The organism is Allobosea sp. 05T439, from assembly GCF_056396005.1.
Window position 1 is genome coordinate 75062 of sequence record NZ_JBFTKP010000003.1, and the last position, 13491, is coordinate 88552.

The 13491-nt window shown below is 67.1% G+C and carries 13 protein-coding genes; 10 read left to right on the forward strand and 3 right to left on the reverse strand.

The window, feature by feature from the left end; translation table 11 throughout:
- Positions 1 to 42: 42 nt before the first annotated feature.
- Entirely contained in the window at positions 43 to 1434 is a 1392-nt protein-coding gene (locus tag AC1DIO_RS04310; RefSeq protein WP_441504854.1) for an AtzE family amidohydrolase, read from the forward strand.
- A 61-nt stretch (positions 1435 to 1495) separates the two neighbouring features.
- Here AC1DIO_RS04310 and AC1DIO_RS04315 read toward each other — a convergent pair whose 3' ends face one another.
- Positions 1496 to 2362, reverse strand: a complete 867-nt coding sequence (locus AC1DIO_RS04315) for a LysR family transcriptional regulator (RefSeq protein WP_476853152.1) — start codon at positions 2360 to 2362, stop codon at positions 1496 to 1498.
- A 378-nt stretch (positions 2363 to 2740) separates the two neighbouring features.
- Between AC1DIO_RS04315 and pcaD the strand changes: the two genes are divergently transcribed.
- From pcaD to AC1DIO_RS04350, 7 genes are all read left to right on the forward strand, one after another.
- Positions 2741 to 3550 carry a 3-oxoadipate enol-lactonase gene (pcaD, locus tag AC1DIO_RS04320; protein ID WP_441488506.1) on the forward strand — a complete coding sequence of 270 codons (810 nt, stop codon included), beginning with the start codon at positions 2741 to 2743 and terminating at the stop codon, positions 3548 to 3550.
- A gap of 9 nt (positions 3551 to 3559) precedes the next feature.
- The gene (locus AC1DIO_RS04325; protein ID WP_441504603.1) at positions 3560 to 4930 is read left to right on the forward strand and encodes an MFS transporter; all 1371 of its coding nucleotides are present in this window, start codon (positions 3560 to 3562) and stop codon (positions 4928 to 4930) included.
- A 238-nt stretch (positions 4931 to 5168) separates the two neighbouring features.
- Positions 5169 to 6341, forward strand: a complete 1173-nt coding sequence (locus tag AC1DIO_RS04330; protein WP_476853153.1) for a muconate/chloromuconate family cycloisomerase — start codon at positions 5169 to 5171, stop codon at positions 6339 to 6341.
- A 5-nt stretch (positions 6342 to 6346) separates the two neighbouring features.
- Complete coding sequence (catC, locus tag AC1DIO_RS04335; protein ID WP_043230486.1) at positions 6347 to 6637, forward strand: muconolactone Delta-isomerase; 291 nt, start codon at positions 6347 to 6349, stop codon at positions 6635 to 6637.
- 56 nt (positions 6638 to 6693) lie between these two features.
- A complete protein-coding gene (locus AC1DIO_RS04340) occupies positions 6694 to 7623 on the forward strand; it encodes a dioxygenase family protein (protein ID WP_441504605.1) in 930 nt (309 codons plus the stop codon).
- Positions 7624 to 7783: 160 nt separating this feature from the next.
- Positions 7784 to 8587: a benzoate diol dehydrogenase BenD gene (benD, locus tag AC1DIO_RS04345; RefSeq protein ID WP_441504606.1), complete on the forward strand. Its 804-nt coding sequence runs from the start codon at positions 7784 to 7786 to the stop codon at positions 8585 to 8587.
- Between the two features lie 8 nt (positions 8588 to 8595).
- Positions 8596 to 9432: a 3-oxoadipate:acetyl-CoA acetyltransferase gene (locus AC1DIO_RS04350; RefSeq protein ID WP_441504607.1), complete on the forward strand. Its 837-nt coding sequence runs from the start codon at positions 8596 to 8598 to the stop codon at positions 9430 to 9432.
- 42 nt (positions 9433 to 9474) lie between these two features.
- Here AC1DIO_RS04350 and AC1DIO_RS04355 read toward each other — a convergent pair whose 3' ends face one another.
- Together AC1DIO_RS04355 and AC1DIO_RS04360 are read right to left on the reverse strand one after the other, a co-directional pair.
- A complete protein-coding gene (locus tag AC1DIO_RS04355; RefSeq protein ID WP_441504608.1) occupies positions 9475 to 10242 on the reverse strand; it encodes an SDR family oxidoreductase in 768 nt (255 codons plus the stop codon).
- A gap of 11 nt (positions 10243 to 10253) precedes the next feature.
- Complete coding sequence (locus tag AC1DIO_RS04360) at positions 10254 to 11453, reverse strand: mandelate racemase/muconate lactonizing enzyme family protein (RefSeq protein ID WP_441504609.1); 1200 nt, start codon at positions 11451 to 11453, stop codon at positions 10254 to 10256.
- A 205-nt stretch (positions 11454 to 11658) separates the two neighbouring features.
- On the opposite strand from AC1DIO_RS04360, the gene AC1DIO_RS04365 reads away from it, so the two are divergent.
- Both AC1DIO_RS04365 and AC1DIO_RS04370 read left to right on the forward strand, forming a co-directional pair.
- Positions 11659 to 12420, forward strand: a complete 762-nt coding sequence (locus AC1DIO_RS04365; protein ID WP_441504610.1) for a GntR family transcriptional regulator — start codon at positions 11659 to 11661, stop codon at positions 12418 to 12420.
- A gap of 23 nt (positions 12421 to 12443) precedes the next feature.
- Positions 12444 to 13430, forward strand: a complete 987-nt coding sequence (locus tag AC1DIO_RS04370) for a 2-hydroxyacid dehydrogenase (RefSeq protein ID WP_476853154.1) — start codon at positions 12444 to 12446, stop codon at positions 13428 to 13430.
- The last annotated feature ends 61 nt before the right edge of the window (positions 13431 to 13491 follow it).

Genomic DNA, 13491 nt, shown 5'->3' on the forward strand with positions numbered 1-13491 from the left:
GCACCGGCCCACCGTATCGCGGCCGATATCAGGGAGGGCGTGATGACCGCGGAAGCGGTCATCACCGGCTTCCTCCAGCGGATCGAACGCCTGAACCCGGCGATCAATGCCTTCACCGACGTCACCGCCGGGAGGGCCTTGGCGCAGGCACGCGCGACCGATGCCAGCCACGCAGCCGGCGCGCCCCTCGGCCCCCTCGCCGGCGTGCCCTTCGCCGCCAAGAACCTGTTCGACATTGCCGGCCTGCCGACACGGGCCGGCTCGAAGATCAACCGCGAGCGCCCGCCCGCCTCGCGCGATGCCGTGCTGATCGAGCGCCTGACGGAAGCCGGCGCCGTGCTGCTCGGCGGCCTGAACATGGGCGAATACGCCTATGACTTCACCGGCGAGAACGCGCATGACGGCCCCTGCCGCAATCCGCATGACCTCAGCCGCGTGGCCGGAGGTTCATCCTCCGGATCAGGCGCCGCGACGGCCGCGGGGCTCGCCCCGATCTCGCTCGGCTCCGACACGAACGGGTCGATCCGCGTGCCGAGTTCGCTTTGCGGCGTCTTCGGGCTCAAGCCGACCTATGGCCGGCTGCCGCGCACGCGCAGCTTTCCGTTCTGCGACTCGCTCGACCATCTCGGCCCCTTCGCCCGGGACGTGACCGACCTCGCGATGGCCTATGACCTGATGCTGGGCCATGATGCGGGAGATCCGGCCTGTGCGCGACAGGCGGCCGAGGCGACCCTGCCGACGCTGAAGCAGGGCGTCGACGGCCTGCGTATCGCGGTCGCCGGCGGCTATTTCTCGACCGATGGGATGCCCGAAGCGGAAGCTGCCGTCGCCGCAGTCGCGCAGGCGCTGGGTGCGACGCGGGCGCTCGATATCGCCGGAGCGGGCATCGCCCGGGCGGCTGCCTTCCTGATCACCAATGGCGAGAGTTCGGCCTTCCATCTCACGCGGCTGCAGCAGCGCGCCGATGATTTCGACCCGGAGACCCGCGACCGCTTCCTCGCCGGCGCGCTGCAGCCGACGGCCTGGTATCTCCAGGCGCAGCGGGCACGGCGCTGGTTCCATGACGAGATGATGCAGCTGTTTCAAACGGTCGACCTGATCATCGCGCCGGCCACGCCCTGCGTCGCACCGGAAATCGGCAGCAAGACCATGGTGCTGCGGGGCGAGACGGTCGCGCTGCGGCCCAATCTCGGCCTGTTCACCCAACCGATCTCCTGCATCGGCCTGCCGGTCGCAGCCGTGCCGGTCTTCGGGGCCGGCCTGCCGGTCGGCGTGCAGTTGATCGCCCCGCCCTGGCGCGAGGATCTTTGCCTGCGCGCAGCCTATACCGTCGCGCAGGCCGGCGTCGCGACCGCCAGGCAGGCACGGCTGGATGACGCGTGGCGCCCTGAAGCACGAGGATTGAAAGCTGTCTCGGAGGCTCAACCCCTGTGAAGCCAGGAACGCCCGCCCCTCAGGGGGCAGGATGCCGGGCGGATGCGCCTCTCGCGCTCCCTCAGCCCGCCAGTCCGATGATCTGCTGCAGCAGGAGCGAGGTGTCGTTCCGGCGATAGCTGACGATGATGGGGCTGGTGAATCTCTCGTCGAGATCGAGGAACTGGACATCGTCGCGGCCGAAGCGCCGGACCGAGGCCGGAACGACGCAAATCCCGACGCCCGAGGCGACCAGGCCGAGCGCGGTCTGCACGTCCCGGACCTCCATGCCGATGCGCGGCCTGACCCCCGCCTCGCGATAGAAGGACAGGACCTGATCGGCATAGCTCGGCCGGGGCGCCTTCGGATACAGGATCAGAGGTTCCGCCTCGAGATCGGCCAGCTTCGGCTTCCGGCCGCTTGCCAGCAGCGCATGGGCCCMGCCGACCGCCACGCATAATCCTTCCTCGCGTAGCACCTTTCGCACCAGCATGTCGTCATCGAAGCGCAGGCGTCCGAAGCCGACATCGATGCGACCGTCCTTCAGGGCCGAGATCTGCTCCAGCGTCGTCATCTCGAGGAGCTGGACCTCGACATCCGGCACCAGGATGCGAAAATCGCGGATCAGTTGCGGCAGCGTGTCGTAGAGCGTCGAGGCGACGAAGCCGACATTGAACTGCAGCACCAGGCGCTTGCCGATGCGCGTCGTCATGGCGCTCATCTCCTCGACGCGCTGCAGCACCTGTTGCCCCTGCTCGAAGAGATAGCGCCCGGCCTCGGTCATCGTGATCGGCCGGCCACGATCGAGCAGGCGCACGCCAAGCTCCTCCTCCAGCTGCTGAATCTGCCGGCTCAGCGGCGGCTGGGCGATATGGAGCTTCTCGGCGGCGCGGCTGAACGAGCCTTCGGCGGCGACGGTCGTGAAATAGCGCAGATGACGCAGATCCATCGCTGCCTGCTCCTCCCGCTCTCCGATCGATGCAGGGCGGCTGCACCCCGGAGACCGCCATCGCGGCGGTTGTCACATGCTCGCGGGCGACTGCCCGGCTTCCCCACCGCATCGGCAGGGAAGCGGGCTTCCATACCGTAGGGGTATTAATTTACACCAAAACGATCCTGTCCAGCGACACCATGCCTGCCTAGCCTGACAAGCAGGGAAGAAGCGTTCGCGCAGGAGGAACACTCCGCCGCGAACCTGAGCTGGCCGTCAGAGCCGCCGGAGAGCCATGTCTGAGACCGAACCGTTGCGGCCCGCGCCAGCGCGGCTTGCGAAACGCGCGCCGGCTGCCCTGTCGGGGCGCCGCGGCCGAAGCCGGCGAGCCTGATCATGCCCTATCTCGAAACCGGACCGGGCCTGCGCCTGTTCTACACGGTCACCGGGCCGGGCTCCGCGCCGGCCCTGGTCTTCTCGAATTCGCTCGGCACCACGCATCGGATGTGGGACGCCATCGCCAGCGAGCTCTCGGCCGAATATCGCTGCGTGCGTTACGACACGCGCGGCCATGGCGGCTCGAACCACGGCCCCTCGCCCTTCGAGATCGCCGATCTTGCCGATGATCTCGCCGCCCTGCTCGATCATCTCGACCTGACGCGCGCCCATGTCGCCGGCCTCTCGCTTGGCGGGATGATCGGCCAGGCCTTTGCCGCGCGGCACCCGGCGCGTCTGGCCGGCCTGACCCTGATGGCGACGACGGCCTATATGCCGACGCGCGAGGCCTGGGAGGAGCGTGCCGGGCTGGTGCGGCGCGACGGCACGCGAGCGATCCTCGCGGCCACGATGGAGCGCTGGTTCACGCCGGGCTTCCGCGACGCCCATCGCAGCGCCACGGACGCGGTGGCTGGCGAATTCGCCGCCATCGACCGGGACGGCTACGCCGCCTGCTGCGAGGCGATCGGCCGGATGGATCTGCGCCCGCTGCTGCACCGGGTGATTGCTCCCACGACCGTGATCGCCGGCCGCGAGGATCCCGCGACGCCGCTCGCGATGGCTGAAGCCCTGTACACGGGCATCGCCGGCTCACGCCTCGTCGTGCTCTCGCCCGCAGCCCATCTGCTCGCCATCGAGCAGGCCGAGCGCGTCGCTGCCGAGCTACGGCGCGATCTTTCCCGTTCATACCCACAAAAAACACAGATCTGAGGAACGCCCATGTCCAGTCCACCCGCCGGCACACAAGACATCAAGGACATCATCGATGCAGGTTCGATGACGGGCCGCAGATGGGCCGTGGTCGCACTCTGCTTCGTCATCGCCCTGCTCGACGGCTTCGACACCCAGTCGATCGCCTTCATCGGACCCGCGATCGCGCAGGATTTCGGCATGAAGGCCGCCGACCTGACCTGGGTCATCACCGCCAGCACGATCGGCATGACGCTCGGTGCGATCGGCCTCGGCAGCTTCGGGGACCGCTATGGCCGGCGCAAGGCGATCCTGATCGCCATCTTCCTATTCGGGGTGTTCTCCCTGATGGGCGCCTACGCGACATCGCCGACGCAGATCATCGTACTGCGCTTCCTGATCGGCCTCGGCATGGGCGGGGCCACGCCCTCGCTCCTGGCGCTGGCGGGTGAATACAGCCCCGCTTCCCGGCGCGGCACGATGATCACCGGGGTGCTGCTCGGCCTGCCGGCCGGCGCCATGCTCGGCGGCCTGATCGCGGCGAGCTGGCTGCCGATCCTGGGCTGGCGCGGGATTTTCCTGGTCGGAGGCCTCCTGCCGCTCGGGCTGATGGTCATMACCTATTTCCTCCTGCCGGAATCGCCCGCCTATCTCGTCTCGCGCAAGCAGAACGACAGGCAGGACGAGGCCCGCCGCCTGCTCCGGCAGATGACCGGCCAGCCGATCCCCGACCAGATGCGCCTCGTCAGCGCCGGCAGGGTCGTGCATGGCGGCTCCATCGCCGGCCTGTTCGAGGCGGGCTATCGCCGCGTCACCGTCGCGATCTCCGCCATCTACCTGTTCAACTGGATCGCCTGGTTCCTGCTGCTGCTCTGGCTGCCGACCGCGCTCACAACGCTCGGCCTGGAAAAGGCCCAGGCCGCCTATGGTACCGTCGTCGTCAACGCCGCCTTCATCATCATGGCCCTGCCGCTTTCGTCCTTCCTGCCGAAGGTCGACCCGCGAAAGCTCCTGATCGGCATGTTCGCCGTCGGGATCGCGGTTGCGCTCGGGCTGGGCTTCGCGGGCGACCGCTGGCCGCTGGTCTTCTCCCTCATCGCCCTTGCCGGCTTCGGCATCGGTGGCCAGCAACTCGTGCTGAACTATCTGATCTCGAATACCTACCCGACGCAGCTGCGCGCAACGGCCACGGGCTGGGGCATCGGCGTCGGTCGCTCGGGAGCGATCATCGGCTCCGCGATCGGCGGCACATTGCTGACCGGCGTGGGTCCGTCCGGCTACTTCATGACGCTTGCCATTCCGCTGGTGATCGCGGCGCTGGCGACGCTGATGGTTCGGCCGGCAGTCGGCGCCGCCCTCGCCTCGCCCGCACCGGCCGCCGCCGCTCCGGCGATCCGGTGAGCCTCATGCGGCTGCATCAGGCATAGGCGAAGCCGGGAGAACAACCCGGGACGCGACCGCCGAAAGGCCGGTCGCGTCCCTCTTTTTTGTGCCCGATGCGAGGCGCAGGCGGGGCCGCCCCGCTAATCACGCCCTCGCGGGGCTCCATACCCTTCGGGTATCAAAATACACCCAATCGATCCTGTTCCCCGGGAATGGCGCGTTCTAGCCTTTGCTTCAATGAATATGGGAGCGAAACGTGTCTGAAGGTCCGCGGATTCAACAGGTCGAGACGATTCTGGTCGATCTGCCGACCATCCGCCCGCACCAGCTGGCGATGACGACGATGCATCGCCAGACATTGATGATCGTGCGGCTGCATCTGTCGGACGGCGTGGTCGGGATTGGCGAAGGCACCACGATCGGCGGGCTGGCCTATGGTCCCGAGAGCCCGGAGGGCATGCAGCTCGCGATCGATACCTATCTCGCGCCGATCCTGCTCGCCAGCGATCCAAGCCGCATCGCCCGGACGATGGCGACCATCGCCATGTCGGTCCAGGGCAATCATTTCGCCAAATGCGCCGTCGAGACGGCCCTGCTCGATGCGCTCGGCCAGCGCGTCGGCCTGCCGATTTCCGAACTGCTCGGCGGGCGCCAGCATGACCGGCTGCCCGTGGCCTGGACGCTGGCCAGCGGCGACACCGGCCGCGACATCGCGGAAGCCGAGGAGATGCTGGCGCGCCGCCGCCACAACATCTTCAAGCTCAAGATCGGCAAGGGCGATCCCGGCGCCAATGTCGCCCATGTCGCTGCGATCAAGCGCGCGCTCGGTGACCGCGCCTCGGTGCGCGTCGACATCAACCAGGCCTGGTCGGAAGCCACCGCGTCGGCGATGCTGCCGGCGCTCGCCGCCGCCGGTGTCGAGCTCATCGAACAACCCGTCGCCTTCCGCAATCTCGGCGCGCTCGCCCGGCTGGCCCGCGAGACGCCGGTCGCGATCATGGCGGACGAGGCGCTGAACGGCCCGGAAACCGCCTTCGCCATCGCTGCCCTCGCCGCCGCCGACGTGTTCGCGCTGAAGATCGAACAATCCGGCGGGCTCTTCGCCGCGGCCAAGGTKGCCGCGATCGCGGAAKCCGCCGGCATCGGACTCTATGGCGGCACGATGCTGGAAGGCGGCATCGGCACTGCGGCCTCGGCCCATCTCTTCTCGACCATCGGCAAGCTGGAATGGGGTACGGAGCTGTTCGGCCCGCTGCTGCTGACCGAGGAGATCCTTGAGACGCCGCTCGACTATGCCGATTTCGGCCTCACCGTGCCGACGGCGCCGGGACTCGGCGTGACGCTGTCCGAAGCTCAACTGAGCCGCTTCCGGCGCGACCGCACCGAGCGCTCGGTCCATGTGCTGCCACGCGCCAAGACGGGGTTCTAGAGATCATGCTGTTCCAGGTTGAAATGGATGTCCGGATCCCGCCCGACCTGCCGGTCGAGACGGCGACCGCGCTGAAGGCGAGCGAACGCAAGCGTGCGCAGGAGCTGCAGCGGGCCGGGCTCTGGCGCCATCTCTGGCGTCATGCCGGGCGCTATGCCAACACCAGTATCTTCGACGTCGAGAGCCCGCAGGCGCTGCACGACATTCTCTCGGAGCTGCCCCTCTTCCCCTACATGGACGTGAAGGTCACGGCACTCTGCCGCCACCCGTCGTCCGTGCATGACGACGACCGCTGACAAACAACGGCTGCGGCCTGAAATGGCCGCCAATCACCAGAACACGAGGAACCGCCATGCCCATCAACCTGATCTCCGACGAGGACAAGAAGGATCTCGCCGCCCGTGCGGCCGGGATGGACAATGACAAGGGCGACCCGCGCACCAAGGCCGTCACGGCCCAGCTGCTCTACCGGATCATGCAGGTGATCGACGAGTGCGACGTCTCGATGGACGAATTCTGGGCAGCGGTCGCCTTCATCGGCAGGGCCGCGAAGAATGACGAGCTCGGCCTGCTCGTCCCCGGCATCGTGCTCGAGCATTTCCTCGACCTGCGGCTCGACGAGGCCGAACGGCTTGCCGGTCTCAAGGGCGGCACGATGCGCACCATCGAAGGGCCGCTCTATGTGCCCGGCGCGCCGCTCTCCAAGGGCGAGGCCCGCATGGATGACGGCACCGATCCCGGCGAGATCTTCATCATCGAAGGCCAGGTCACGGACGAGGACGGCAAGCCGATTGCCGGCGCGATCGTCGACCTCTGGCACGCCAATTCCAAGGGCGGATATTCCTTCATCGATGGCGAGCAGGCGCCCTACAATCTGCGCCGTCGCATCGAGACGGATGAACAGGGCCACTATCGCGCCCGCACGATCGTGCCGAATGGCTATGGTTGCCCGCCGGAAAGCGCGACGCGCCAATTGATGACCGCACTCGGCCGACATGCTGAGCGCCCGGCCCATGTCCATTACTTCATTTCGGCGCCGGGCCACCGCCAGCTGACGACGCAGTTCAACTTCACCGGCGACAAATACCTCTACACGGACTTCGCCTTCGGCACCCGCGACGAGCTCGTCGTCACGCTGGACCGCGTCGTCGACGCGGACGCGATCCGCAATGCCGGTCTGAACCGCCCGTTCGCCCGCACGACCTTCGACATCGTGCTGACCAAGGAGCGCGAGGGCGTGCCGCAGACGCAGGTCAGCCGCACCCACGTCACCGCCGGCTGAGGCCCTCGCTCACCGGCCTGGCACCCGGCCAGGGTGCCCCGCCATAGACTGTCACGGACAGCGCCAAGCGGCGCGGCGGCCTTCGCCGCCCGCCCGACCGGCGACGGTGCCAAACCGTCCAGTCCCCGCCCTCGTGGCGGCATAATCCCGGAGATCGACCATGTCCCAGCCATCCACGCGCGGCCGCCGGTTCGAAGGGCGCAGCCTTGTCGTCACCGGCGCGGCCCAGGGCGTCGGCAAGCAGGTGGCGCTGGATGCGGCCGCCGAAGGGGCAAGACTGACGATCGTCGACCGCTCGGCCATCGTCCAGGAGGTCGCGCAGGAGATCACCTCGGCCTTCGGGCCAGGGCGCGTCATCGCGCTGGAGGAGGATCTCGAGACCTTCGCCGGGAATGAGCGGGTGATGGCGCGCGCGCAGGAGAGCTTCGGCGCCATCGACGTGCTGGTGACCAATGTCGGCGGCGCGATCTGGATGCGGCCCTTCCAGGAATTCGACGAACGCCAGATCGCCGCGGAGATCAGCCGTTCGCTGTTTCCGACGCTGTGGGGCTGCCGCACCGTGCTGCCCTATATGCTGGAGCAGGGACGCGGCGCGATCGTCAATGTCTCCTCGATCGCGACCAAGGGCATCAACCGCATTCCCTATTCCGCGGCCAAGGGCGGCGTGAACGCGCTGACCGCCTCGCTCGCCTTCGAGCTTGCGGGCACGAATATCCGCGTCAACGCCGTGGCGTCGGGTGGCGTGGATGCGCCGCCCCGCCGGATTCCACGGGGAACCGACGTGCAGACCGAGGCCGACAAGCAGTGGATGCAGCAGGTCGTCGACCAGACGCTCAGCGCCTCGCATCTCGGCCGCTACGGACAGCTCGGCGAGATCGCAGCCGCCATCCTGTTCCTGGCCTCGGACGATGCGTCCTATATCAACGGAACCGTGCTGCCGGCCGGCGGCGGAGACCAGGGATGACAGATGCCATGACCACTCGTCCCGTCGTGGTGGCGGTCGCCATCACCGGCTCCGTGCCGCGCAAGAAGGACAATCCGAACCTGCCCGTGCTGCCGGCCGAGCAGGTCGCCTCGACCCGCGCCGCCTTCGAGGCGGGCGCCAGTCTCGTCCATATCCATGTCCGCCATGACGACGAGACGCCTTCGTCCGATCCGGAGCGTTTCGCTGAGGTGCAGGACGGCATTCGCCGGGCCTGCCCGGGCATGATCGTCCAGTTCTCGACCGGAGGCCGCGGGCGCGACCCGGCGGCGCGCGGCCTGAGCCTGGTGCATCGTCCGGACATGGCCTCGCTCTCGACCGGCTCGGTGAATTTTCCGACGATCGTCTACGAGAACCCGACGAGCCTGGTGAACGATCTCGCGGCGCGGATGCTGGAGCATCGGATCGCACCCGAGATCGAGATCTTCGACCTCTCGCATATCCACGCCGCGCGCCGCCTCGTTGACGAGGGGCTGATCGGACCGCGCCCGCATATCCAGTTCGTGATGGGCGTCCGGAATGCGATGCCGGCCGACGAGGTGCTGCTCGACATCCTGCTCGCCGAGACCAGGCGGGTCATCCCGGGCGCCACCTGGACGGCCGCCGGCATCGGGCGCGACCAAATGCGGGTGATGGACTGGGCGCTCGCCCGCGGCGCTGACGCGGTCCGCACCGGGCTGGAGGACAATATCCGCATCAGCAAGGACCGGCTGGCGAGCGGCAATGCCGAGCTGATCAGCCTCGCCGTCGAGCTGATCCGCCGCCACGGCCGCCGACCGGCCACGCCCGCCGAGGCGCGCGCCGCGCTGAACCTCGCGCCGGTCTGAAGCGGCGGGGCGAGTGGCGCGGCGACAAACGCCTGGTGTCCATCACAGAACCGATGACATCCCGCCATCGACATAGATGATCTGGCCGTTGACGTAGTCCGATGCCGATGAGGCCAGAAACACGGCGGCCCCGACAAGCTCCTCCGGCCTGCCCCAGCGCCTGGCCGGCGTGCGGCCCTTGACCCAGGCGTCGAAGCTCGGGTTCTCGATCAGGGCCTGGTTCATGTCGGTGATCATGTAGCCCGGGCCGATCGCATTGGCCTGGATGCCATGCTCGGCCCATTCCGCCGCCATGGCCCGCGTCAGCATCTTGATGCCGCCCTTGGCAACCGTATAGGGCGCGACCGTCGCGCGGGCGAGTTCGCTCGTCAGCGATCCGATATTGACGACCTTGCCATGGCCGCGCGCGATCATGCGCTTGGCCGCCTCGCGCCCGATCATGAAGGCCGAGGTCAGGTTGGTGTCGATGACGCGCTGCCAGTCCGCCGTGGCGAGCTCGACCATCGGCTTGCGGAACTGAATGCCGGCATTGTTGACGAGGATATCGACCGCAATACCTGCGGCATCGAAGCCCTCGAAGGCCCGCAGAATCTCGGGCTCGTTGGTCACGTCGAATGGCGCCGCATCCGTCTGGTGGCCCGCCGCCCGGAACTCCGCGACGGCCTGTGCGACGCGCTCAGGGTCCGTGCCGTTGATCAGGATGCGAGCACCTGCAACAGCCAGTCCTTCCGCCATGGCGCGGCCGAGCCCACGCGAGGAGCCTGTCACCAGCGCGGTCTTGCCGGTGAGATCGAAAAGAGGGTTGGTCATGGGCATCGTCCTTACAGGCTGGAGCGACGAACGATGAGGTCCGAGCGTTCGAAGACGGCGGGCAGGAGTTCGACGCCGAGCCCCGGCCCTTCCATCGGCAGKACATAACCGTCCTTGATCACCGGCATGGTGTCGACGAGTTCCTTGTACCAGCCGGTGTAGAAGGCCCGCACCGATTCCTGGATCAGCGTGTTGGGCTGGCTGAAGGAGGCATGGATCGCGGCGATAAAGCCGACCGGGCCGATGCAGTCATGCGGGGCGAAGGGGCGGTGATAGGTCTCCGCCATGGCGGCGATCTTGCGCCCTTCGGTCAGCCCCCCGGTCCAGCACAGGTCGGCCATGACAATGTGCATGGCGTCGTGGTCGAGCATGTCCTTATAGGGGAAACGCGAGCCCAGCGTCTCGCTGGCGCAGACCGAAACCGTGGTCGAACGGGCGAATTCGGCCAGCGCCTGTGGCGAGTTCATCCGGATCGGATCCTCGTACCAGGTCGGGCTGTAGGGTTCGAGCGCACGGGCGATCTTGATCGCGGTCGGCAGATTCCAGAGCGAATGGAACTCGACCATGATCTCGATCTTGTCGCCTACCGCCTTGCGGATCTTCTCGAACGGCTCGATCGCCTTCCGCATCTGGTCGGGGCTGATGAAAAGCCCCTGATTTTCGATCGCGGCCGGGTCGAAGGGCCAGATCTTCATGGCCGTGATGCCGCTTTCGAGCAGGCTCTCGGCGACGGCATCGGCACGGTTCATGAAGCCGTCGAGGTCCTCATAGGGACCTGATGCATCCCCCAGATTCCAGGTCGAGACCGGCTTGATGTTCTGCGAGCGGACATATTTGTACCCCGCACAGGTATTGTAGATGCGCTGCTTGTCACGGCAGAGGCCGCCGAGCATCTGGTGCACCGGCTGGCCGCAAACCTTTCCGAAGACATCCCACAAGGCGATATCGACCGCCGAGGTCGCACGCGACTCGACGCCGGTCGAGGCCTGCGCCATCGGCAGGTTCGTCATCTCTCTGTGCAATGCCTCGATGTGCAGCGGGTTCTTTCCGAGCAGCCGCATGGCGAGCGTGTCGTGCAGATGCGCCTCGACCGCCCCTGCCCCATAGAAGGTCTCGCCGAGACCGATGATGCCCGCATCGGTATGCACGCGAACCCACAGGACATTGGCGAATTCTTCGGTCCGCAACGTCTCGATGGCGGTGATCTTCACGGCCTGCCTCCCTGGCGGCTGGCGTTCTTCACCGGGTTTCTTGCCGGGGAACGCCTTGGTTGAGTGCGAAACAGGCGAGCCCGATGACAGCCTCGCCCCCTCGAAACGAGGCGACCATAGGAGTGCTTGTAAAATATCACAACATGTTTATGGTCGACGCCAAGATGGATCCGTTCAACGAGTTCCACGACTGAGGAGACGGGACATGGCCAAGCGCCCAAGCCGCCCGCGGCTGGTCGCAGAGGGTGAGACGAGCGTGCCGCCACGGCGCAATCGCATCAATCTCTTCGAACTCGCCTATCACCGGATCGAGGAACTGCTCGTCAAATGCGAGCTCGCGCCCGGCCGTTTTCTCGCCATGCAGGACCTGCAGGACCTGACCGGCTTCGGCCGCACCCCGGTGCATCATGCCGTCAACCGTCTCGCCGCCGACACGCTGATCATCATCCGCCCGCGTCATGGCCTGCAAATCGCGCCGATCGACCTCGCCCGGGAACGCGTGCTGCTGCATCTGCGCCGCGACATCGAACGCTTCGTCATTCGCCTCGCGGCAGAACGCGCCGGCCCCTCGCATCGCAACCAGATGCTGCACATGGAACGCCTGCTGCGCGAGAAGCGCGACGGGCTGACGCTTGCCGAGTTCAATGCGCTCGATCGCAGGATCGACCAGATGGTGCTGGCCGCCGCGGGCGAGCCGTTTCTCGAACACACGCTGCGCCCGCTGCACACCATCTTCCGGCGCATCGGCTTCATTTACCACAGCTACATGGCCGAGAAGACCACGCTCGACGGCACGATCGACCACCATCTCGCCGTGCTGAACGCGATCGCGACCCGCCATGCCGAACGCGCAGTCGCGGCCTCCGACGCGCTGATCGAATTCGTCGACAGTATGTTCGACGAGATGGAGGCCCGCATCGACCCTTCTTTACTCGATTGCAGCGTCGAGCCCCTGCTCGGCGCCTGAAACGCAACAGGCCAGTGGACCCCATGCGCATCATCTTCCATGGCGAGAACGCCGCCTCCTTCAGCTCCGGCTTTGCCGAACTCGTCGGCCCCKGGGCCGAAATTCGCATTCTGCCGGACGGGCTCGGCGTCGGCGCCGACCAGCAGGCCTATGCGCAGGCGGATGTCATCATCGGCGTGAAGTTCGATGCCAGCCTGCCGGTCCCGTCCGGGCTCAAGCTCTTCCATGTGCCAGGTGCCGGCTATGACGCGGTCGACCTTGCTTTGCTTCCGCCTGTGGCCAATGTCTGTAACTGCTTCGGCCATKAACAGGCGATAGCGGAATATGTCATGAGCGCGCTGCTGGCCCGGCATATCCCCCTGGCGGATGCCGACGCGAAGCTGCGCCGCGGCGACTGGGCCTATTGGGCCGGCTCACCTGCGCGCGTCCATGGCGAGATCGTCGGCAAGACCATCGGCCTGCTCGGCTTCGGCCATATCGGCAAGGCGATCGCGCGGCGCGCCAAGGCCTTCGAGATGAAGGTCCATGTCGCCAATCGCAGCGCTGTCCCGGTCTCCGATCTCGTCGACCGCGCCTTCACGCTCGATCGGCTGGAGGAATTCTGGGGCTCGGCTGACGCCATCGTAGTCTCCGTGCCGCTGACGCCGGAAACGAATGGCCTCGTCGGCGCCGCAGCCTTCGCGGCGATGCGCCGCGACGCGCTGATCTTCAATGTCGGGCGCGGCCCGACGATCGACGAGACGGCGCTGTTCGAGGCCCTGAAGGGCAAGCGCATCGGCGGGGCGGTGATCGACACCTGGTATCGCTACCCGGGCCCGGCCTCCGCCAATCCGCTGCCCTCCGAGCTGCCTTTTCACGAGCTGCCGAACATCGTGATGACCCCGCATATGTCGGGTTGGACGAGCGGGACGATCCGGCGCCGCCAGCAGACCATCGCCGACAACATCAAGCGCAGCTTCGCCGGGGAACCCCTCATCAATCTCGTACGGGAGGCGCGCCAGACTGCCTGAACGACCACGCCTGCTCTCCTCTCAACGAACCGGACGCCACGAAGCCGGTCGCCAATGAAGC